At 69.8% G+C, this 20,842-nt stretch carries 21 protein-coding genes; 10 read left to right on the forward strand and 11 right to left on the reverse strand.

All coding sequences use genetic code 11. The features are described 5' to 3' along the window. The first annotated feature begins 2 nt into the window (after nucleotides 1-2). The 6 genes from urtE to ABC766_RS11910 all read left to right on the forward strand — a co-directional run bounded on the left by urtE (nucleotide 3) and on the right by ABC766_RS11910 (nucleotide 5,481). Nucleotides 3-767: an urea ABC transporter ATP-binding subunit UrtE gene (gene urtE / locus ABC766_RS11885; protein ID WP_164706332.1), complete on the forward strand. Its 765-nt coding sequence runs from the start codon at nucleotides 3-5 to the stop codon at nucleotides 765-767. 10 nt (nucleotides 768-777) lie between these two features. Then, on the forward strand, nucleotides 778-1,797 hold the full coding sequence (locus ABC766_RS11890; RefSeq protein ID WP_345822316.1) for an alpha/beta fold hydrolase: 1,020 nt from the start codon (nucleotides 778-780) through the stop codon (nucleotides 1,795-1,797). Between the two features lie 62 nt (nucleotides 1,798-1,859). Further along, nucleotides 1,860-3,089, forward strand: a complete 1,230-nt coding sequence (fmdA, locus tag ABC766_RS11895; RefSeq protein ID WP_043353434.1) for a formamidase — start codon at nucleotides 1,860-1,862, stop codon at nucleotides 3,087-3,089. A 200-nt stretch (nucleotides 3,090-3,289) separates the two neighbouring features. Then, nucleotides 3,290-3,607, forward strand: coding sequence for a zinc ribbon domain-containing protein (locus ABC766_RS11900; protein ID WP_345822317.1), 318 nt, complete (start codon nucleotides 3,290-3,292; stop codon nucleotides 3,605-3,607). Between the two features lie 222 nt (nucleotides 3,608-3,829). Continuing rightward, the gene (locus ABC766_RS11905; RefSeq protein ID WP_075381391.1) at nucleotides 3,830-4,885 is read left to right on the forward strand and encodes an aliphatic amidase; all 1,056 of its coding nucleotides are present in this window, start codon (nucleotides 3,830-3,832) and stop codon (nucleotides 4,883-4,885) included. Between the two features lie 26 nt (nucleotides 4,886-4,911). Continuing rightward, nucleotides 4,912-5,481: a ClpP family protease gene (locus ABC766_RS11910; RefSeq protein WP_345822318.1), complete on the forward strand. Its 570-nt coding sequence runs from the start codon at nucleotides 4,912-4,914 to the stop codon at nucleotides 5,479-5,481. Nucleotides 5,482-5,569: 88 nt separating this feature from the next. Here ABC766_RS11910 and ABC766_RS11915 read toward each other — a convergent pair whose 3' ends face one another. Both ABC766_RS11915 and ABC766_RS11920 read right to left on the reverse strand, forming a co-directional pair. Continuing rightward, nucleotides 5,570-7,531 (reverse strand): cytochrome C oxidase Cbb3, encoded by a 1,962-nt coding sequence (locus ABC766_RS11915; protein WP_345822319.1) that lies wholly within the window; start codon nucleotides 7,529-7,531, stop codon nucleotides 5,570-5,572. Between the two features lie 135 nt (nucleotides 7,532-7,666). Further along, on the reverse strand, nucleotides 7,667-8,419 hold the full coding sequence (locus ABC766_RS11920; RefSeq protein ID WP_043349326.1) for an SDR family NAD(P)-dependent oxidoreductase: 753 nt from the start codon (nucleotides 8,417-8,419) through the stop codon (nucleotides 7,667-7,669). 111 nt (nucleotides 8,420-8,530) lie between these two features. On the opposite strand from ABC766_RS11920, the gene ABC766_RS11925 reads away from it, so the two are divergent. Continuing rightward, nucleotides 8,531-9,424: a LysR substrate-binding domain-containing protein gene (locus tag ABC766_RS11925; RefSeq protein WP_345822320.1), complete on the forward strand. Its 894-nt coding sequence runs from the start codon at nucleotides 8,531-8,533 to the stop codon at nucleotides 9,422-9,424. 230 nt (nucleotides 9,425-9,654) lie between these two features. Here ABC766_RS11925 and ABC766_RS11930 read toward each other — a convergent pair whose 3' ends face one another. Further along, the gene (locus tag ABC766_RS11930) at nucleotides 9,655-10,596 is read right to left on the reverse strand and encodes a glyoxylate/hydroxypyruvate reductase A (protein ID WP_345822321.1); all 942 of its coding nucleotides are present in this window, start codon (nucleotides 10,594-10,596) and stop codon (nucleotides 9,655-9,657) included. Between the two features lie 115 nt (nucleotides 10,597-10,711). Continuing rightward, nucleotides 10,712-10,996: a hypothetical protein gene (locus ABC766_RS11935; RefSeq protein WP_236961717.1), complete on the reverse strand. Its 285-nt coding sequence runs from the start codon at nucleotides 10,994-10,996 to the stop codon at nucleotides 10,712-10,714. 159 nt (nucleotides 10,997-11,155) lie between these two features. Between ABC766_RS11935 and ABC766_RS11940 the strand changes: the two genes are divergently transcribed. Continuing rightward, nucleotides 11,156-12,628: an MFS transporter gene (locus tag ABC766_RS11940; RefSeq protein ID WP_043349334.1), complete on the forward strand. Its 1,473-nt coding sequence runs from the start codon at nucleotides 11,156-11,158 to the stop codon at nucleotides 12,626-12,628. Between the two features lie 123 nt (nucleotides 12,629-12,751). Here ABC766_RS11940 and ABC766_RS11945 read toward each other — a convergent pair whose 3' ends face one another. The 3 genes from ABC766_RS11945 to otsB form a co-directional block, all read right to left on the reverse strand. After that, nucleotides 12,752-13,753: a glucokinase gene (locus tag ABC766_RS11945; protein WP_053610495.1), complete on the reverse strand. Its 1,002-nt coding sequence runs from the start codon at nucleotides 13,751-13,753 to the stop codon at nucleotides 12,752-12,754. 118 nt (nucleotides 13,754-13,871) lie between these two features. Further along, entirely contained in the window at nucleotides 13,872-14,276 is a 405-nt protein-coding gene (locus tag ABC766_RS11950; RefSeq protein ID WP_043386997.1) for a DUF4260 domain-containing protein, read from the reverse strand. 64 nt (nucleotides 14,277-14,340) lie between these two features. Continuing rightward, a complete protein-coding gene (gene otsB / locus ABC766_RS11955) occupies nucleotides 14,341-15,084 on the reverse strand; it encodes a trehalose-phosphatase (RefSeq protein ID WP_345822322.1) in 744 nt (247 codons plus the stop codon). Nucleotides 15,085-15,198: 114 nt separating this feature from the next. On the opposite strand from otsB, the gene ABC766_RS11960 reads away from it, so the two are divergent. Further along, complete coding sequence (locus ABC766_RS11960; protein WP_345822323.1) at nucleotides 15,199-15,708, forward strand: DUF427 domain-containing protein; 510 nt, start codon at nucleotides 15,199-15,201, stop codon at nucleotides 15,706-15,708. Nucleotides 15,709-15,759: 51 nt separating this feature from the next. Continuing rightward, nucleotides 15,760-16,983 carry a serine hydrolase gene (locus ABC766_RS11965; RefSeq protein ID WP_043349345.1) on the forward strand — a complete coding sequence of 408 codons (1,224 nt, stop codon included), beginning with the start codon at nucleotides 15,760-15,762 and terminating at the stop codon, nucleotides 16,981-16,983. A gap of 13 nt (nucleotides 16,984-16,996) precedes the next feature. On the opposite strand, the gene ABC766_RS11970 is transcribed toward ABC766_RS11965, so the two are convergent. From ABC766_RS11970 to ABC766_RS11985, 4 genes are all read right to left on the reverse strand, one after another. Beyond that, entirely contained in the window at nucleotides 16,997-17,611 is a 615-nt protein-coding gene (locus tag ABC766_RS11970; RefSeq protein WP_043349347.1) for a DUF2147 domain-containing protein, read from the reverse strand. Nucleotides 17,612-18,511: 900 nt separating this feature from the next. After that, nucleotides 18,512-18,721: a hypothetical protein gene (locus ABC766_RS11975; protein WP_043386991.1), complete on the reverse strand. Its 210-nt coding sequence runs from the start codon at nucleotides 18,719-18,721 to the stop codon at nucleotides 18,512-18,514. A gap of 412 nt (nucleotides 18,722-19,133) precedes the next feature. Further along, nucleotides 19,134-19,334 (reverse strand): glycine zipper 2TM domain containing protein, encoded by a 201-nt coding sequence (locus tag ABC766_RS11980; protein ID WP_043349362.1) that lies wholly within the window; start codon nucleotides 19,332-19,334, stop codon nucleotides 19,134-19,136. A 106-nt stretch (nucleotides 19,335-19,440) separates the two neighbouring features. Further along, nucleotides 19,441-20,544, reverse strand: coding sequence for a helix-turn-helix transcriptional regulator (locus ABC766_RS11985; protein WP_345822324.1), 1,104 nt, complete (start codon nucleotides 20,542-20,544; stop codon nucleotides 19,441-19,443). Nucleotides 20,545-20,842 lie beyond the last annotated feature (298 nt).

Raw genomic sequence — 20,842 nt, forward strand, 5'->3', positions numbered from 1 at the left:
CGATGGCGTCGCTCCAGACCGCGCACTCGGCCCCCGTCCAGGCGCCCCCGCTCGCCACGATCCCATCCGCCACGCCGGCGCTCGCCGTCGAGGACCTGCACGCCGCCTACGGCCAGAGCGAGGTCCTGCACGGGCTCACCTTCTCGGTGGCGCCGGGCGAGATCGTCGCCGTGATGGGCCGCAACGGCATGGGCAAGACCACCCTGATGAAGACCCTGATGGGGCTCGTTCCCGTCAAGGCCGGGTCGATCCGGGTCGAGGGGGCGGATGTCGGTGCCCTCAAGAGCCATGCCCGGGTCGCCAAGGGCCTCGCCTACGTGCCGCAGGGCCGGATGATCTTCTCGACCATGACGGTCCAGGAGAACATCGAGACCGGGCTCACGGTCACCGGCACCCGCAAGGTGCCGCAGGACCTCTACGACATGTTCCCGGTGCTCCTGGAGATGAAGGGAAGGCGCGGCGGCAACCTGTCGGGCGGGCAGCAGCAGCAGCTCGCCATCGCCCGGGCGCTCGCGAGCCGCCCGAAGGTCCTGCTTCTGGACGAGCCCACCGAGGGCATCCAGCCCTCGATCATCCGGGAGATGGGCCGGACCCTGAAGACGATCCGCGACGCGCGCGGCCTGTCCATCGTCGTGTCCGAGCAGGTCCTGAGCTTCGCCCTGGACGTGGCCGACCGGGTGATCGTGCTGGAGAACGGCGCCATCGTCCACGAGGCCCCGCGCGACGGCATCGACGAGGCCGCCGTCGCCCGGTTCCTGTCGGTCTGAGGAGCGCGGAATGGCCGATTACGAGATCTTTGAACTCGGCGACTTCGTCCTTCAGTGCGGCAAGACGCTGCGCGCGGCCAAGCTCGCCTACAAGACCTTCGGGACCCTGAGCCACGCCAAGGACAACGCCATCGTCTACCCGACCTGGTACTCGGGCCAGCACACCGAGAACGAATGGCTGATCGGCCCCGGCAAGGCGCTCGACCCGGACAAGTACTTCATCATCATCCCGAACATGTTCGGCAACGGGCTCTCGTCCTCGCCGAGCAACACGCCCGCGCCCTGGAACGGGCCGCGCTTCCCCAACGTCACCGCCTACGACAACGTCCGCGCCCAGCACCGCCTCGTCACCAAGCATTTCGGCATCGAGAAGTTGGTTCTGGTCACCGGCTGGTCGATGGGCGCGCTCCAGACCTACCACTGGGCGTCGATGTACCCCGACATGGTGCCGAAGATCCTGCCGTTTCAGGGCTCGGCCAAGTGCTCGCGGCACAACTACGTCTTCCTGGAGGGCGCCAAGGCGGCGCTCCAGGCCGACGCCGCCTGGGCGGAGGGCTGGTACACGAGCCCGCCGACGCGGGGGCTGCGCGCCTTCGGCCGGGTCTATGCCGGCTGGGGCCTGTCGCAGACCTTCTACCGGCTCGAGGCCGACATCACCCACATGGGCTACGCCTCGCTGGAGGACTTCCTGATCGGGTTCTGGGAAGGCCTGTTCTACGAACGCGACGCCAACAACCTGCTCGCCATGCTGTGGACGTGGCAGCACGGCGACATCAGCGCCAACGACACCTTCAAGGGCGACTTCAAGGCCGCGCTCGGCGCCATCCGCGCCAAGGCGATCCTGATGCCCGCCTCCACGGATCTGTATTTCCCGCCCGAGGACAACGCCATCGAGGCGGCTGCCATGCCGAACGCGGAGCTGCGCGTGATCGACACGTGGTGGGGCCATTTCGCGGGCGGGCCCGGCACCAGCCCGGACGACATCAAGGTCCTCGACGACGCGCTGAACGAGCTGCTCGCGAGCGGGTGAGATTCGCGCACCGGCGCGCGGATGGGGTCCGCCCCAAGGTTCTAGGGAGCTGGAGACAGAACATGCCCGAGACGCTGATCAAGGTCGATCTCACGCAATCGGCCTACGACAACGACATGGTGCACAACCGCTGGCACCCGGACATCCCGATGGTCGCCTATGTGAAGCCGGGCGCCGACTTCATCGTCGAGACCTACGACTGGACCGGCGGCTTCATCAAGAACAACGATTCCGCCGACGACGTGCGCGACATCGACCTGTCGATCGTCCACTTCCTCTCGGGTCCGATCGGCGTCGAGGGCGCCGAGCCCGGCGACCTCCTGGTGGTCGATCTCCTCGACATCGGCGCAAAGCCCGAGAGCCAGTGGGGCTTCAACGGCTTCTTCTCGAAGAAGAACGGCGGCGGCTTCCTCACCGAGCACTTCCCGCAGGCCCAGAAGTCGATCTGGGACTTCGAGGGCATGTTCACCAAGTCCCGCCACGTGCCGGGCGTGCGCTTCCCGGGCCTGATCCATCCCGGCCTGATCGGCTGCCTGCCCGATCCGAAGATGCTGGAGACCTGGAACACCCGCGAGAAGGCGCTCTACGACACCGATCCGGAGCGCGTGCCGGCGCTGGCTACCCTCCCCTTCGGGCCGACGGCCCATATGGGCCGCCTGAAGGGCGACGCGAAGGACAAGGCTGCCGCCACGGGCGCCCGCACGGTCCCGCCCCGCGAGCACGGCGGCAATTGCGACATCAAGGACCTGTCGCGCGGCTCGAAGATCTACTTCCCGGTCTACGTCCCCGGCGCCGGCCTCTCGATGGGCGACCTGCACTTCAGCCAGGGCGACGGCGAGATCACCTTCTGCGGCGCCATCGAGATGGCCGGCTGGGTCCATCTCAAGGTCGAGCTGATCAAGGACGGCATGGCGAAGTACGGGATCAAGAACCCGATCTTCAAGCCGTCGCCGATCACGCCGAAATACGACGATCACCTGATCTTCGAGGGCATCTCGGTCGACGAGAGCGGCGGCCAGCACTATCTCGACGTCCACATCGCCTACCGGCAGGCCTGCCTGAACGCGATCGAGTACCTCAAGAAGTTCGGCTATTCGGGCGCCCAGGCCTACTCGATCCTCGGCACGGCGCCGGTCCAGGGGCACATTTCGGGCGTGGTCGACATCCCGAACGCCTGCGCGACGCTCTGGATACCGACCAAGATCTTCGAGTTCGACATCAACCCGGGCGCCGACGGACCGACCCAATTCCTCGACGGCTCGATCCAGATGCCGCTCTCGCCGGATCTGTGATCAGGCCGTCTGCTGCGTGTCGCGCCCGGTTTCATCGGACGCGACCTGCCCCCTCTCCCGTGCGGGAGAGGGTTGGGGTGAGGGACCCGGTCTTTCCGGAGAGGTCGCATCCCTCACCCTGTCCCTCTCCCGCACGGGAGAGGGAACCCGCGTTTCGCCCGACAGTGGTCTGATCCGGCAGCCTTTCTGAAAGCGTCGCCATGCCCGTCTACGACTACGCCTGCGAGGCCTGCGGGCCCTTCACGGTGATGCGGCCGATGGCCGAGTTCCGCGATCCGCATGCCTGCCCGGACTGCGGCAGCTCGAGCCAGCGCGCCTTTCTCACCGCGCCGCGCATCGCCGGCATGGATGCGGGGCTGCGGGCCGCCCACGCCACCAACGAGCGCAGCCGCCACGCGCCCCGTCGCTCCGGGAGCCACGGGTCCGGCTGCGGCTGCTGCACCCCCAAGAAGGCGACCGCGGCCCCGGCCGCCGCCAAGAGCTTCCCGAAGGCGCGGCCCTGGATGATCAGCCACTAAGTCGGACGCGCATGGCCCTCCCCCCTCTGCGGGGAAGGGTGGCCCTCGCGTCAGCGAGGGTCGGGAGAGGGGAGCGCCGCATCCGGATTTGTCGCGACGGACGCGCGATCCTGCCGCGTCGCGCTGCCCCTCTCCCCCCTGCTGCGCAGGGTACCCTCCCCCGCAGAGGGGGGAGGGTCACGGCGCGCCTCGGCGCAACAATCCTCAGGAGGACATCACGCCATGATGCACGGAGACATCTCGTCCAGCCAGGACAGCGTCGGCGTCGCCGTCGTGAACTACAAGATGCCGCGCCTGCACACCCGCGCGGAGGTGCTGGAGAACGCCAAGGCGATCGGCAAGATGATCGTCGGCATGAAGAGCGGCCTGCCCGGCCTCGACCTCGTGATCTTCCCCGAATACTCGACCCACGGCATCATGTACGACGCCGCCGAGATGTATGAGACCGCCTCCACAGTCCCAGGCGCCGAGACCGAGGTGTTCGCCGCCGCCTGCCGGGAGGCCAAGGTCTGGGGCGTGTTCTCCCTCACCGGCGAGCGCCACGAGGAGCACCCCAACAAGGCGCCCTACAACACCCTGATCCTGATGAACGACCAGGGCGAGATCGTGCAGAAGTACCGCAAGATCATGCCCTGGACGCCGATCGAGGGCTGGTATCCGGGCGACCGCACCTACGTGTCGGACGGGCCGAAGGGGCTGAAGATCAGCCTGATCATCTGCGACGACGGCAACTACCCGGAGATCTGGCGCGATTGCGCCATGCGGGGCGCCGAGCTGATCATCCGCTGCCAGGGCTACATGTACCCGGCGAAAGAGCAGCAGGTCGTCATCTCGAAGGCGATGGCCTTCGCCAACAACACCTACGTGGCGGTGGCCAATGCCGCCGGGTTCGACGGCGTCTACACCTATTTCGGCCACTCGGCGATCATCGGCTTCGACGGCCGAACCCTCGGCGAGTGCGGCGAGGAGGAGATGGGCATCCAGTACGCGGCCCTGTCGAAGTTCCTGATCCGGGATTTCCGCGCCCACGGCCAGTCGGAGAACCACCTCTTCAAGCTCCTGCACCGCGGCTACACGGGCATGATCAACTCGAAGGAGAACCGGCACGGGATGTCGGAATGCCCCTACGACTTCTACCGGCGCTGGATCGAGGATCCTGACGGAACCCGCGACGCGGTGCGGGCCATTACCCGTCAGAGCGTCGGCACGGAGGAATGCCCGATCGCGGGTATCCCCTTCGTGGGCAAGGGCGAGGGTCCCCCCGACCCGGCACGCTGAACGCCGGTCATTCGACCAGGAGAACCATGGACACGACGCCCCTCGGCCCCACCGCGTTCCGGGCCCCCGCCGTCCTGCTGTCGGGCGCGGTGGACTACGACATGTACCGCGACTTCCGCCGCCAGCTCGGGGCGGCGGCCGACCGCGAGATCGTCGTCGTCGAGCTCACGACGCTCGGCGGCGATCCGGAGGTGGCCCGGATGATGGGCGAGGACATCCGCTTCAACAGCACCATGGACCCGGACCGGCGGTTCGTCTTCCTCGGCAAGGCGGCGATCTACTCGGCCGGCACCACCTTCATGAGCTTCTTCGCCCGGCCGAACCGATACCTGACCTGCGGCACGCGGCTGATGATCCACGAGCGCAAGATGAACAAGCAGCTCCAGATCGAGGGGCCGCTCACCACCTGCATCGCCTCCGTGACGGCGACGCTCAATGAGATCCAGTGCTCGATCGCGATCCAGAACGAGGGGTTTTCGAACCTGATCCAGGGCTCGGACGTGACTCTCGACGAGGTGCTCGAGAAGGCGCCGTCGAACTGGTACCTCGAGGCCGAGGAGGCCAAGCGGCGGGGCCTGATCGAGGCGGTCATCTGAACCGCGCGGGAGGCGCTGCGCCCGGCCATGCGGCCGGGCTGCCGGGGCTCCGCTACGGTGACCCGGACCACCGGTGGCACCGCCCGGATCAGGGCGTCGCGGCCGGCTCGGTCAGACGATCGACCGACAGCAGATAGGCGATCAGCGCCCGCTGCTCCTCGGGCGAGACGCCCGAACCGGCATCCGCCCAGAAGGCATGCCCCTTGCCGGTGACGCGGGCGATCCGCGCCGTATCCGAGGCCGCGTTGGCGGCGATCACCTTGGCCCGGAGATCCCGGTCCACCAGGGCGCGCAGGCTGTTGGCGGGATCGGGGGCGACGCCCCTGTAGAGCGTACCCGGGACGCCGAGCTGGCCCTCGGCATCGGGCCCGACCGCCACGCCGGAATCGTGCAGGTACGGCGCCGTCCAGGCGAGGCCCACGAGGTTCGGCACCTTGTAGCCCCCCTCCGTGCCCCCCTGCCCCCAGGCGAGCTGCACCTGCGCCAGCGCGTCGCCCGCGAGCGGCACCGGGACGATCACCGGATCGGCCGGGACCGGGAACGGCGTGTCGGTGGCGAACATCGTCGGCGGCGACAGGCGCGCCTCCATCTTGGCGCCCGCCCGGGCCCGGGTCGGCTCGGTGCCGATCTCGGCCTCCGGGACGATCCGGTGGTTGGTGAGCGCCGGCCCGGCATGGCAGGTCCCGCAGCCGGCCTTCTCGAACACCGCGCGGCCGGCGCGCACCGTTTCGGGATCCTGTCCGGCGGCGGGCGGGTGCAGCAGGTTCTGGAACGCCGACATGGCGTTGTTGGCGTGGTTGACCGGCTCCCCGGGCACCGACGTGAACAGGCCGTTGTCGGTGACGTAATTGGTCGCCGGATAGGTCGGCAGGACCGCGTAGCTGTTGAGGCCCGGCGAGGCCGGGGTCGGATCGACGCTGCGCAGCACCTCGGACGGGCTCCGGCCACCCTCCGGCTTGAAGCGGAACGCCTCCGTGGCCGCGCCGCGCAGCACGATGCCGAGATACGTCTCGGGATCCATGCCGAACAGCCAGGGCGCGGCGGCGGCGAGCTGGGTCGTGTCGGAATTGGCCGCGTGGACGTTGTTGTTCAGCGAGGACAGGCCCGCGAAGGGCCCGATCGCCTCGCGGCCGCTCCAGCTGTAGGGCTCGCCATGGGCGGAGAAGCTCGACGGGATCGAGGTCGGGTTGGTGACCCGGTCGGCGGAGGAGTCGAAGCTGCCCGGCGGCCAGCTCGCCACCTGCACCTTTGTGGCCGCCTCGACGGAAGCGGCGTCCGGCAGCGCCGGCCCCGTCCCGGTCGCGCCGGTCTGCTGCGGGTCGGCGGAAGGCCGGGCATCGGCCTCCGGCACGCTGGCGTGCATGAAGTAGGCCGACGAGTTCTTCGCGAGCGCCATCAGCAGCCCGGCATTGAGGTCGGTATTGGGCGCGCCCTCCACGACCTTGCCGGTGCCGGGATCGACCGCCGCGTGGCACAGGGCGCAGGTGATGCCCATGCGCAGGTGGCCGCGGTCGGAGAAGGTCTTGATCCCGATGATGAAGGCCCCGCCCCTCGGCACGTCGAGCCCGGTCGGGACCAGCTCGCCGGCCCGGTAGACGCGGTCGCCGATGCGCACGTCCTTGGCCATGGCGACCTGGAGATTTGTGGTTCCCTGACCGCCGAGCTTCGCCACCGCCAGGGCGACCGCGGTTGGTGTGAGCCCGCCGTCGAGCATGCCCATGACGTCGGTGAGGAAGACCTCGTTGCCGAACGTCTCCTGATAGAAGGCCTGCCGCCCGCGCTCGACCATGGCAGGATCGATGGCGACCGCGCCGTTCCCCGGTGCGAGGTCCTTCCGTCCGGCCTCGGTCCCGTTGAGCCGGTCCGCCTCCGCGCGCGAGATGCGCCGTCCCAGCACGTCGAAGGCGGTCTGGATCGGGTAGCGGTCCGGGTTGAGCAGGTCCGCCCGGTCGGGCATCGGCGCGTAGCTGAAGTGGCCCACGCTCAGCGTGACACCCGCCGCGACGGTCACGAGTCCGGCGGTGATCAAGATGCGGCGCGGCCAACCCATGAAATCCGAGCGTCCTTCCAGACCTCCGCCCGCGGAGATGCGGATCCGGACGGCCGGGCCATCAACCCCCGGATAAAGCCAGGGTTCATCCCGCCGGCCGGGACGGGGTGTCGCGTCCCGGCCGGCGCCGGATCCTCAGATCTGGACCTGCCCGCCATCGGCGAACAGCTCGACACCGTTGACGAAGCTCGCCGCGTCGGAGGCGAGGAACAGCACCGCCTGGGCGATCTCCTCGGGCCGGCCGACGCGCCCGGCCGGGATCTGGCCGGCGAGGTAATCCTTGGTGGCCGCCGCCTGATCGCCGCCGCCGAACAGCGCGTCGAGGCCCGCAGTCTCGGTGACGCCGGGGCTGATCGTATTCACCCGGATGCGCCGGTCCTTGAGATCGAGGATCCAGTTCCGGGCGAAGTTGCGCACCGCCGCCTTGGTGGCCGAGTAGACGCTGAAGGCCGGCGTGCCCGCGCTGCCCGTTGTCGATCCGGTGAGCACGATCGCCGCCCCGTCCCGCAGCAGCGGCAGCGCCTTCTGGACGGTGAAGAGCACGCCCTTCACGTTGGTGTCGAAGATGCTCTGGTAGTGCTCCTCGGTGATCGCCCCCAGCGGCGCGAAGGTGCCGCCGCCGGCATTGGCGAAGACCACGTCGATCTGCGCGTGCTTCTGCTGAACGGCATCATAGAGGCGGTCGATGTCGGCGAGGTTCGCCATGTCCCCGCGTACGCCGGTGATCCGGCCGCCGATCTGCTTCACCGCGGCGTCGAGGGCCTCCTGGCGGCGGCCGGTGATGAACACCGCGGCCCCCTCGTCCACGAAGGCCTGGGCGGCGGCGAGCCCGATGCCGCTGGTCCCGCCCGTTACAACCACAACCTTGTCCTGAAACCTGCCGGCCATCGTCGTTCTCCATCGTTCGGCTTCGCATGCGCCGCTGGTTGGAGAGATGCCGACGGAACGATGATGCCGGTAGTCGGCAGATATGGCACTCAGCGTTCTGCTGGAGGAACGATGAGCCGCGCAGACCTGAACGATTACGTCTACTTCGCCGAGGTGGTGGCGCATGGCGGCTTCGCCGCGGCGGGCCGGGCGCTGCACCAGCCCAAATCGAAGCTCAGCCGCCGGGTCGCGGCCCTGGAGACGCGCCTGGGCGTCCGCCTGATCGAGCGGTCGAGCCGACGCTTCCGCGTGACCGAGGTCGGCCAGGGCTTCTACGAGCGCTGCAGGGCGATGATGCTGGAGGCCGAACGGGCCGAGGCGCTGGTCGCGGAGGCGCAGACCGAGCCGCACGGGCGGATCCGCATGAGCTGCCCGACGGGCCTCATCGATATCGTCGGCGCGATCGTGCGCGTGTTCCTCTCCCGGCATCCGAAGGTCAGGCTGCAGCTGGTGGCGACCGACCGGCCCGTCGACCTGATCGAGGAGCGGATCGATGTGGCCCTGCGGGTCCGGCGGGATCTGACCAGCGACGCGTCGCTGACCATGCGCTCGCTCGGGCTCTCGCGCTGGATCCTGGTGGCCGCACCGGAAGTCGCGCGCGGCCTGGGCCCCGATATCGCCAGCCTCGGCGCGGCCCCGACCCTCGGGACCCGCGACGATCCGGGCGAGGCGGATTGGCGGCTGGAGCGGGCGGATGGCCGAATTTTCACCCTGTGTCACGAGCCGCGCCTGACCTGCGGCGACTTCGCCGCGCTCTGCGACGCGGCGGCCGCCGGCCTCGGGGTCGCGTTCCTGCCCGACCATGCCTGCACCGACGCCATCGCGGCGGGCCGGCTTGTTCCCGTCTATCCGGAGTGGCAGGGGCAGCCTGGGATCGTGCACCTCGTCTTCACGACCCGGCGCGGGCTGCCGCCGGCCGTGCGGGTGCTGATCGACCACCTCGCGGCGACATTCCCGACGCTGTGAGGCCACGCGTCGTCCCCGCGCATCCGAAGATGCAAAGGTCACGCGGCGCGCCCGTCCACCTGCGCCGTCATTCCGGGCGCCGCAGGCGGACCCGGACCGGGAGAGGCACGCCGGAGGCGGGCGATCCGGAGCCGCCGCCGGAGCAGGATCCTGGCGCCTCGGCGTGTCAGGATCCCGGGCACCGCTGCGCGGTCCCGGGACGACGAGGCGAAGCGGCCGCGACGCGCGGCCTAATAACCCCGTGTCGCGTCGACCCCGTCCGGCACCTGACCGGTCCGGCGATAGGCCCGCAAGTTCTCCGCCACCGTGGCCGCGGCCGAGTCCATGTCGGTGGGCCCCGAGATGTGCGGCAGCACCGTCACCCCGGGATGTGACCACAGCGGGGAGTCCGCCGGCAGGGGTTCGACCCCGAAGACGTCGAGCACCGCATGTGCGAGGTGGCCGGAATCCAGGGCGGCGATCAGATCCTCGGTGACGACGATCGGCCCGCGGGCGAAATTGATCAGCGCGGCGCCCGGCTTCAGGGCCGCGAGGCGTCGAGCATCCACCAGGCCCCGCGTCTCGGGCGTCAGCGGCACGAGGCAGACGAGGATGTCGCACCGGCCGAGCATCGCCGGGAGGCTGTCGGTGCCGTGAAACGTCTCGAGGCCCGGCACGGCCTTCGGGCTGCGGCTCCAGCCGACGACACGGAAGCCCGCGCCGGTGAGCCGCTCCGCCGCCGCGGTGCCGAGCGCCCCGAGGCCGAGCAGTCCCACCGTGGCGTCGGACGGCTTGCGGTAGGCGTGCGGGCGCCAGACCCGATCCCGCTGCTGGCGGGCATAGGCCGGCATGTCGCGCTGGAGATAATAGGTCCAGGCCAGCACGGCCTCGGCCATGGTGCGGGCCATTTCCCGGTCGACCAGGCGGACGATCGGCAGCGGCCGGTCGAAGGCGCCGACCAGCTTCTCGACTCCGGCCCAGAGGCTCTGCACCCAGACGAGTCCCGGCAGCGCCGCCACCTCGGCCGGATCGGGATTGGCCACGACGGCGACCCGCGCCGCCGCCCGAGCCGCATCATCCATCGTCCGGAACGGGATCAGCCGCTCCTCCGGCATGGCCGCCGACAGGATCCGCAGATACTCCGCCTCCTGGCCCGGCCCCTTGCACCCGACCAGGGCGATTGCCTCCGCCATCCGCGCCTCCGCACCGTCCCGACGAACCCGTCCACATGCGGACGAAGCAGGCGCTGTGCCTGACGGGATCCGGATCGTCGAGATGGAGTGGGCGAGAGATCGATTGCAGGCGCGGTCAGCGCGCCTCGACCAGCGCCGGGTAGACGAGGCGGACGTTCCGGCGATCTTCGGGGATCGCGGTCTCGGGCCGCCTGCGGACGCTGCCGGTCACCGTCACCACGGGCTCCGTCGGCCGCAGGCGCCAGCGCTCGGCCGCCTGCAGGGCGACGCGCGGCTTGGGCCGTTCGAGATGCCGGTCCGCCCCCTCGGTGGGGACGGTGGCGAGCCCCGCGAGGGTCAGGACGGTCAGCAGGACGAGCCGAGCCCGGGGGCGGCGGGAAAGGGCAGGACGGGAGGACATGGGAAGGGCACCGCGTGGACCTCCCTGTTCTGCGCCGCGCATGTGAAGACGAAATCGAACCGAATCGATTTCCAACCCGTTCCCAACACCTGCCTACAGTCGCGGTAAATGCGCACTGTCCAGGTACAGTAAACGCTTGAGACGGGAGGACACGCGGACATGGCGAGCAAGGTCGAGGGGGGATCCGGGACGCCGGAGCGCGCGGAGATCGGCCGCGTGATCGATACCGACATCTCGGCGCGTCTGGACCGGCTGCCCTGGGGCCGCTTCCACGTGCTCGTCATCGTGGCCCTGGGCATCACCTGGGTGCTGGATGGGCTCGAGGTCACCCTCGCCGGCTCCCTGGTGGGCGCCCTGCGCCAGCCGCCGATGTCCTTCTCCGAGTTCGACGTCGGGCTGGCCGCCTCCTGCTACCTCGTGGGCGCCGTGACCGGTGCCATCGGCTTCGGCTGGCTCACGGACCGGATCGGCCGCAAGAAGCTGTTCTTCATCACGCTGGCCCTCTACCTCGTCGCCACGGCGGCCACCGGCCTGTCGTGGAACATCTGGAGCTTCTGTTTCTTCCGCTTCCTCACGGGGGCCGGGATCGGCGGCGAATACACGGCGATCAACTCGACCATCCAGGAGCTTGTCCCGGCCCGGGTCCGCGGCTGGACCAACCTCGTCATCAACGGCTCGTTCTGGATCGGCGCGGCGCTGGGCTCGTTCATGTCGATCGTGCTCCTGAAGCCCGAGGTGATCGACCCGGCCTGGGGCTGGCGCGTCGCCTTCTTCACCGGCGGCGCCATCGGCCTCGTGATCCTGCTCCTGCGCACCTGGATCCCCGAGAGCCCGCGCTGGCTCGCGACCCACGGCTACGCGGCGGAAGCCGACCGGGTGGTCACCGGCATCGAGAAGCGCTTCACCGACGAGGGCGTGACCCTGCCGCCGGTGGACGAAAGCAAGCGCATGAAGGTCCGCACCCGCGACCACACCCCCCTTTCGGAGGTGTTCAAGGCTTTGTTCGTGACGAGCCGCAAGGAGACCATGGTCGGCCTCGCGCTGATGATCGCCCAGGCCTTCTTCTACAACGCCCTGTTCTTCACCTACGCGCTGGTGCTGGAACGCTTCTATCAGGTGCCCGGCAACCATGTCGGCTGGTACCTGCTGCCCTTCGCGCTCGGCTCCTTCCTGGGCCCGCTGCTGCTCGGGCGGCTGTTCGACACGATCGGACGGCGCAAGATGATCGCCTTCACCTACGGCATCTCGGCCCTGCTGCTGGCCGGCGTCGGCCTGCTGTTCCGCCTCGACGTGCTCGGGCCGGTCGGCCAGACCGGGGCCTGGATGGTGGTGTTCTTCTTCGCCTCGGCGGCGGCGAGCTCGGCCTATCTCACGGTCTCCGAGACCTTCCCGCTGGAGATCCGGGCGCTCGCCATCGCGGCCTTCTACGCGGTCGGCACCGGCATCGGCGGCGTGTCGGGGCCGCTCCTGTTCGGCAGCCTGGTGGAGACCGGCTCGCGGGACTGGGTCCTGTTCGGCTACGGCCTCGGCGCGGTGCTGATGCTCATCGCGGCAATCGTCGGCGGGATCTGGGGCACGGCCGCGGAGGGCAAGTCCCTGGAGGAGGTCTCGAAGCCGCTGGCGGCGGCCTGAGCGCCGGCCCTCACGGGCCGTCGTCGCCGCGACCGGGGCGCTGCCGTCCGGGCGGCGCCCCGTCCATTGACGGGGCGCCGTCGCCGGTCGCCTCGCCCCGTTGGCGGCGACGGCGCCCGTCCGTCACGCCTCCTTGCGCCAGACCTGCCCGTGGTAGACGAACTTGGCGCCCTCGTTCGCCAGCGCCGCCAGACCCCGGAAGGCCGGATCGTGGACGGTGATCACGCTGGTCGGGATCTGGCGCATCATGGCGGCGAAGGGTGCCTTCTTCTCGAAGGCGGCGCGGAAGCCGCTTTCCGCGAGCACCTTGAGGATCCGGGGCGCGATGCCGCCGCCGATATAGACGCCGCTGGTCGCCAGGAAGGTCAGCGCGAGATCCCCGCAGACTCGGCCGAGCACCCGGCCGAAAAGCTCGAGCGTCTCGGCTGCATGCGGATCGGTGGCGTTGAGCCCCGCCTCGGTGACGGCGGCCGGCTCGATCTTCCCGTGCGGCTGCCCGGTCCGGACATGGGCGACCGCCGCGTGCAGCCGCGACAGCCCCGGACCCGACAGCACCGTCTCCACGGTGATGCGGTCCTCGACCCGCTCCAAGACGCGCCAGACCTTCTCTTCGAACGCGTCGACCGGGCCGAGATCGGTGTGGCCGGCCTCGGTGGACACGATGGCGAGATGCGCCGCGTAGGGCACCAGCGCCGCCGCGCCGAAGCCCGTTCCGGGGCCCAGCACAACCCGCGCGCCGCCGGGCACGGGCGGACAGGGCCCCACAGGCGTGAGGTCGTGGGGCTCGATATCGGCGGCGCCGGCCGCCACCGGGACATAGTCGTTGACCACAACCGCGGCGGAGAGATCGAAATCCGCCGCGATGCGCTGGCCGGCGATCTTCCAATGCGCGTTCGTCAGCTGGATCTCCGGCCCGTCGACCCGGCCGGCGATCGCCAGGATGGCCGAGCGCGGCGACGGCCCGCCCCCCTTCGCCAGCGACGCCCTGATGGCGCTCGACGGATCGGGATGGTCGGCGGTGGCCTCGTGGGAAAGCAGGCGGGGCTGTTGGCCGGCCGTCTCGATCAGGCCGAACCGCGCGTTCGTGCCGCCGATGTCGCCGACCAGAACCGGAAACTCGAACATCGCAACAAGCCCCTGCTACCTGTCCCGCCGCCGACGGGATCCGCACCCGACGCGGCTTCGGCGCTACATCGGCCCCGCGCCCCGGCGCGGGCAAGTCCCATTCGGCACCGGCCGCCTCTCAATGCGGCGCGATCGTGGTGTCACGCGGCCGGCCGATGACGCCAAGATGCGTATCGCCAAATCCGCTCGCGTATTTGAGACCATAGCCCAGCGCACGATCGAGGCCGATATGGGCGAGCCAGATCAGGGCTAATCCCACGAGATCAGGGTGGCCGAGGCCAGCCGCCAGACACAGGCCGACCAGCGGCAGGGCCAGGAAGTGGGCAAGGTTGTAGAGCACGGCACCGGCCACCGGGCCGGCCGCGTAGCCCAGCATGCTCACGTCGGGGACGAACAGCAGCGCGGCGAAGATCCACCACGATTGCCCGAGCCAGCCATAGGCCGACACGGCGCCGGCCAGGATGCAGGCGCCCTCGAGCCGCAGCAGCATCCGCGGCCAGCCGTCGACGGAACGGTTCGACATCGCGGCTCCCCATGATCGGCGCGCAGGACGACGGCCCGGGCCGCGGGCCGACTGGCGAGACGGCTCAAGCCCGCGGAAGCACGTCGGGATCGATCGCCCCCCCGGCGGCCCAGTCGCGCAGCAGCGCGCGGACCGCGGCGGGGTCGGGCAGGCGGCGGCGGGCGACGGTCTCGCCCTCGCCCACGCGTACCGCGATGCCGCCATCCTCGTTGATCGACGCGAAGGCAATCTCGTCGGTGCGGTCGTCCCCGAAGAAGACGGGTGTCCGGCCGGCATAGGGCGCCTCCGCCATGAAGGCGCGGATCGCGTGCGCCTTCGTCGCCTGCGCCGGGACGATCTCGCCGACCGCCTTGCCGAGTTGCAGGCGGTACGCGAGGCCGAGCGCGTCCGCCGCGTCCTTCACGAGCGTTTCGGCCCGAGCGGCATCGTCGGGATCCGCGAGGCGCCAATGCACCGCCACCGACGCGCCCTTGTCTTCGATCAGGACCCGCGCCAGCGCCGCGGTCTCGGCCTGGAGACGCGCGACCTGCCGGCGCAGATCCGGGTGATCCTCCATCTGGCCCCCCGTGATCGCACCGCCGACCCGGCGCTCGACGCCGTGAAGGCCGGCCGCGTCCAGGCGGGACGGCGTCAGAAAGCCGTCGATCACCGTCACCGGCCGGCCGGTCACGATCGCCAGCGCCCCGTCGAGGCGCGCCCGGAGCCGCTCCAGATCCTCCACCAGCCCCGGCTCGACCTGCACGGCGTCCGGCCGCGGCGCGATCTCGGTGAGCGTGCCGTCGAAGTCGAGGAAGAGGGCGATGTCCATCGCGGGCGATCCCGGGCTCGAGTGTCGGCGACGGGCTAGCACGGGCGAGGCCGACGACAAACGCCGGCCGCGCCGCCCTATCTGTATCCCCACAGGCACGTCACGAGGTTTCCCATGAGAGGATCGCCATTCCGGCCCGCTCCGGATCCGGTGAGGCCCGGCGAGGAGAGCGTCTGGGACTATCCGCGGCCGCCGCGGCTGGAGCCCGTCCGAGAGCGACTGCGCGTGGTGCTGGGCGGCGATACGATCGCCGAGACCGTCTCCGGCTTCCGGGTGCTCGAGACCTCGCACCCGCCGACCTACTACCTGCCGCCCGCCGACATCGCGGAGGGAACGCTCGTGAATCCGCGGCGCGGCGGGATCTGCGAGTGGAAGGGCCAGGCGGTACTGTTCGACGTGCGGGGCGGCGACCATCTCGTCCCCGGGGCCGCCTGGGCCTACCCGGACCCGACCCCGGATTTCCGCGCGATCGCCGGCTATGTCGCGTTCTACGCCGGCCCGATGGATGCCTGCTTCGTCGGCGCGGCCCAGGCGACGCCGCAGCCCGGAACTTTCTACGGCGGTTGGATCACGCCCGGCATCGTCGGACCGTTCAAGGGCGGTCCCGGAACGATGGGCTGGTGATTTTCCAGCCCTCCCCTTCTACCTTCCGGACCGCCACGACGAGGAGACCGCATGAGCGCGCTGACCGAGACCGATCCGACCGGCGCCGGGTTCAGCCCGGAAGGTCTCGCCCGGATCGCGCCATGGATGGACCGCCTCGTCGACGAGGGCCGGCTCGCCGGCCTGTCGGTCACCGTGGCGCGGCGCGGCCGTGTCGCCTTCGCGCGCGCCTGCGGGCAGGCCGACCTCGCCCGGGCGACGCCCTTCACCCTCGATACGGTGACGCGGATCTACTCGATGACCAAGCCACTCACCTCGGTGGCGGTGATGCAGCTCTACGAGCAGGGCTTGTTCCAGCTCGACGATCCGATCTCCCGGGTCCTGCCCGAATTCGCCGAGATGCGGGTTGCCGTGGGCGGCAACCGGGCGAAGCTGGAGACCGAGCCGGCCCGCCGGGCGATCACCGTGCGGGATCTGCTGACTCACACGGCCGGGCTGACCTACGGCTTCATGGAGGCGACCCTCGTCGATGCGCAGTATCGCGAGCACGGCGTCGACTACCTGGCGCGCGAGGGCACGCTCGCCGAGATGACAGCCCGGGTGGCGAAGCTGCCGCTCCTCGCCCAGCCGGGCAGCGCCTGGAACTACAGCGTCGCCACCGACGTGCTCGGCCAGTTCGTGGCCGCCCTGAGCGGTCGTCCGTTCGCCGACTATCTCCGTGAGGCGGTGATCGGGCCGCTGGGCATGATCGATACCGACTTCTTCGTCCGGCCGGAGCTGATGCCGCGCTTCTGCGCCACCTACGCGTATGACCGCGCAAGGCAGCTGCGCCTGTTCGACGATTCCGTGGAGACGGCCTTCGCGAAGCCACCCGCCATCGCGTCGGGCGGCGGCGGCCTCGTCTCCACGGCCGCCGATTACCAGCGCTTCTGCCGGATGATCCTCAACCGCGGCACCCTCGACGGCACGCGCCTCCTGGGCCGCAAGACGGTGGAGTTGATGCTGTCGAACCACCTGCCGGGCGATCTGGCAGCCATGGGCACGCCGCGCTTCGCCGAGACTTCATACACCGGCATCGGCTTCGGTCTGGGCTTCTCGGTGATGCTCGATCCGGCCCGCGCCCAGATCCTCGGCACGCCCGGCGAGGTCGCCTGGGGCGGCCTCGCCTCGACGGCGTTCTGGATCGATCCCGCCGAGGATCTGTCGGTGGTGCTCATGACGCAGCTCGTGCCGTCTTCGGCTCTGCCGATCCGGCGCGAACTGCGCGTCCTGACCTACGCGGCCCTGGCCGATTGAAGGCCGGTGCCCCTCACTCCGCGGGGGGCGCCTCGGTGGCGGCGGGCTTCTGGGCCGGTTTGGCACCGGCCTTGGCGGTCGGCTTGGGGGCGGCGCTGGCGTACTCCGGATCGGTGCGCGGACCGTTCGGACCATTGGTCGGGCCCGGGAGCTGACCGGGCGCGAGATCGGTGACCTTGGTCCAGGTCTGCGACTTGCACAGGAACGCGATCAGGCAGCCGCGCACCGTCAGCTCGCCGGGCGTGTCGGTCCAGATGGTGACGTCGTAGGATTTGCCGTCCTCGGAATTGTAGATCTTGCCCTCGAAATGGGCGTCCGCGTTCGGCTTCAGGCCCAGGATCAGCTGGTGACCGAGCGACGGCCGCGCCTGCTTCTTGGGATCGGGGTTCTTGAAGTCGATCCGCGGCTCGCCCTTGTCGTTGAGCGGAACCTTCAGCCAAACCACGTAGCCACAGAGCCGGTCGCCCGCGGTCCCGCACTTCTCGAGACGCACGCGCGCCCGGCCGTCCTCGGTGAGGTAGGTGCCGCTGGGATCAGTGGGCGTCTTGGCCTGGGCCGTGCTCGCCAATGCCGAGAGCGCCAGGATTGCGAGCGGCGCAACCCGGCGACCGATCGATGTAAACCGCATACCTGAACTCCCATCCCTCGCGAGTCGTGATGGAGCCTTGACCGCCCGCCCTCGCGTAAACCGCTTTCGCGCGCGGAAAGACCGCTCTCTCCGCGCCATCGCGCCCGCGCCGAGCCGAGAACCGGACGACGTGCGCATCATGCCCGCCCTGTCCCGCGCGAAGTTGTCCGCATCATGACAACCCAACCGCAGTGTTGGGGCGTAATCGGCCCTGGGAAACGGGGTCTCGCGGTCAGATCCGCGTCGGCGGCAGGCTTCGGTCGGGTCAGAGCGCGCCCTGCATGAGCATCACGGCGCGCCAGCGCCCAGGCTTGCGGCCGCCACGCCAGCAAGGTTGCGACAGGCGTGCAGCCGAGGCTTTCATGCAATGCAATCGAGACGGGAGAGCCGCTGTCGGCGATGATGGCGACCAGAGTTCGGCGGTCGATCTGCTCGCTACCCGCGACCGGGGTCGCAAGCGGGCGGCGCCCGCCGCGGCCCGACCGGGCCCCGTGGATCAAATCCTCGCGGGTCGAGCGGCAGGCGGCGCGCCGGCGCTAGGGACCGGCATCGGCATAGCCCGCAACCGAGTCGGCTCAATCGGCCACGACGCGGGGGTAGCCGCCTCCGCGCAGGACTTCGTAGCGGCGCCTCTATTCCGAGAGCGTCGGCGGCTCCGTCTCGACGCTGGCCGTGCTCGCAGTGACGGCGTCACCGTAGATCGCCGCGATGGCAGAACGATCGGCCCCGGTGGTCGAACGTATCACGCCTGTCACGGCGGCCCGTTAAGCGAAGCCGCCAAGCGCCGGCAATGGCACGGAGCTATCTCGGGCGGGCACGGCCACCGGAGGCGGGCAACCGTGACGCTGCGGCGGGATGGTCGCCTGGCGACTGATCCCGCAGGCTCGGAGAGCCGGTGGATTACTCGGCGGCGGACATCTCGGCAGTGAAGTGGCCGCACCAGTCCTTGGAGGCGACGACCGGCCAGAGGCCCTTCGACTCCGGGGCGGGCTGGCTGACCGGAGGATTGAAGCGGCAAAGGCCTTCGTCACCCTTTGCCTGGGCGCCGTTGAGCTTGTGATCGTCGAAGAAGCGGCAGCTCTCGCAAGCGGCGTTCGCGGTACCGGCCATCGGGTCTCTCCATCGGCTGACTGGGGGGCGGTGGAACCGTTTCGGGATCGCTCCCCCGACAGTTCTTAATTAGAATAGCTCGAAAGAGCGGTCAACGGGCAGGCTTGCGCGGAGCTTGTGTCGGGCCACGCAAGCTGGTGGTGGCCGAAGGCGAACGGGGCAGCCGCTGCGACGACGGCTAAGCGGCGGTGTTTCGAGATTCCCGCTGTACCCGCGGTGGCAGCAGCCAGGATCTGGGCTGGCCCCGAGGACGCCCGCGCAGCCGGCATCGACTCTGTGCGACCGGGTGAGGTTCGAGAATGCGAAGAGGCCGGAATCTCAGGGAGAATCCGGCCTCGGCAATAGACACTTGTCGAATCAGCGTCGTCGCTACGCGATCCCGTCGCCTACGACGGCATCGCGTGCAGACAGGCTAGCCCTGCTTGGCCTTCTTGTTGGCGTTGTGGTGACCGATGGCGCAGCCAGCGGCAGCGCCCATCTTGCCGTGGCCCGCCATATGTCCGGCAACGCCGCCGACCACGGCACCCTTGAGACAGCCCTTTGCCTCGGCCGGCGCGCCGGTGAGCAGGGCCGCGATGGCCAGGGCAGAAGCGAAGGCGATCCGGTTCGTCATTGACATGTCTCCTTGCAGTCGACCGGAAACGGCTGCGCGGTCCAACCCGTTCCGTCGAGGGCCGGGACCGGGACGCGCCTGTTCCGGTTCACCGCGATGGGCGCGGTCAGCGCGCGAGACTCGCCGCCAGTCGCACAAGGTCGGACTGGCGTGTCGCACCGGTCTTGGCGAAAATCGATTTCAGCTGCGAGCGGGCGGTTGCCGCAGTGATCGCAAACCGCGCTGCGCTCTCCGCGAGCGAGGTGCCAGTCGACAAGGCCAGGGCGAGACGCGCCTCCGCGGGAGTCAACCGATAGACCGCCTGGAGAATGGTGGAGGTCGGCACCGTCATGGTCCCGGGAACGCTGCAGAGGAGGAGCGTGCTCGCTCCCCCGAACAGGCCGCGGGTCGGTCCGACCAACGGCACGACGTGGATCACGATGGGCGGCGCGTCCTGTCGCGGCACCACCACAGCGGAGATGGGCGGGCGGCCGAAGGGCCGCGTCAGGGCTTCCAGCTGCCGGGTTGCCTCCGGATTGTCCGCAGTGAGGCGACCGCCCGTGAGCTTCAGGTCGCGACCGAGGAGCGCGCCGAAGGCGTCGTTCCAGCGGAGCGCGCGCCCCTCGAAATCGAGGATCAGGGCGGGCCGGTCTATCAGCTCGAAGGCCTGCGTCAGCCCCGCCAGGCGGGCCTGCTCCACCATCGACGTCAGCAAAGCCGCGCGCTGCAGAAGCGGCGACAGGGTGGCGAGGCGCCGTTGCTCGTGTGCCTCGTACGGCCCCTGCTCCACCGTCCGCTGCAGGGACAGGCACCAGAGACGACCCTTCACTGCGAAGCCGATGCCGGCGAACCAGCGCAGGCCGCGGGAGGCGAGCAGATCCTGGTAGAAGGGCAGGCGTGCGACTTCCTCGGGGGTCGTGAAGTCTTGATCGACGGCGATCCCGCGCGTCCGCATGAACGGGATTCCGCGCAGGCGGTGGTCGTCGCGGTACCAGCCTTCGTCGAAGTAGCGGCGCGATGCGTCGGCAAGCGAGGCGGTGCAGAGCGATTCAAGGCTTCTTCGATCGGACCGGAGGAGCAGGGCTCCCTCGCTGCCGGACGCCCGCACGGTGCGCTCGGCCAGATCAGGCCAGCGCGCAGGATCGACGACCGCCTCCTCGAGATCTTCCCGGAACCCTGTCTCAAGGTCGTCGCGCAGGCGAGCGAAGAGATCCGGCCTCACGCCCGCCATGCGGCACGCCCTCCTCGCAACGAACAATGCCGTCCGGCACCGCGCCGCAGAGTTTCGACCCGCAGCTCGGACCGGCTTTCACCAGCGAACTATAAATCACGTCGTTAAATCCGAGCAAGTGTCCGGATGTATACAGCTTTCGATCGAGAGTACCAAGTCTGAGGTGTCGGGATCTCGACGGGGCCACCTCGTCCAGCGGCTCGAACGTCGGGCCTTTTCATTTCGCGCTATCTCGCAGGTCGCGCCCGCAGGCGAGGCAGCCTTCCCTCACGGGCCGGAGCGCGCCTCCGCAATTTGC

The sequence above is a fragment of the Methylobacterium fujisawaense genome (genome assembly GCF_039619325.1).
Taxonomy (GTDB): domain Bacteria; phylum Pseudomonadota; class Alphaproteobacteria; order Rhizobiales; family Beijerinckiaceae; genus Methylobacterium; species Methylobacterium fujisawaense.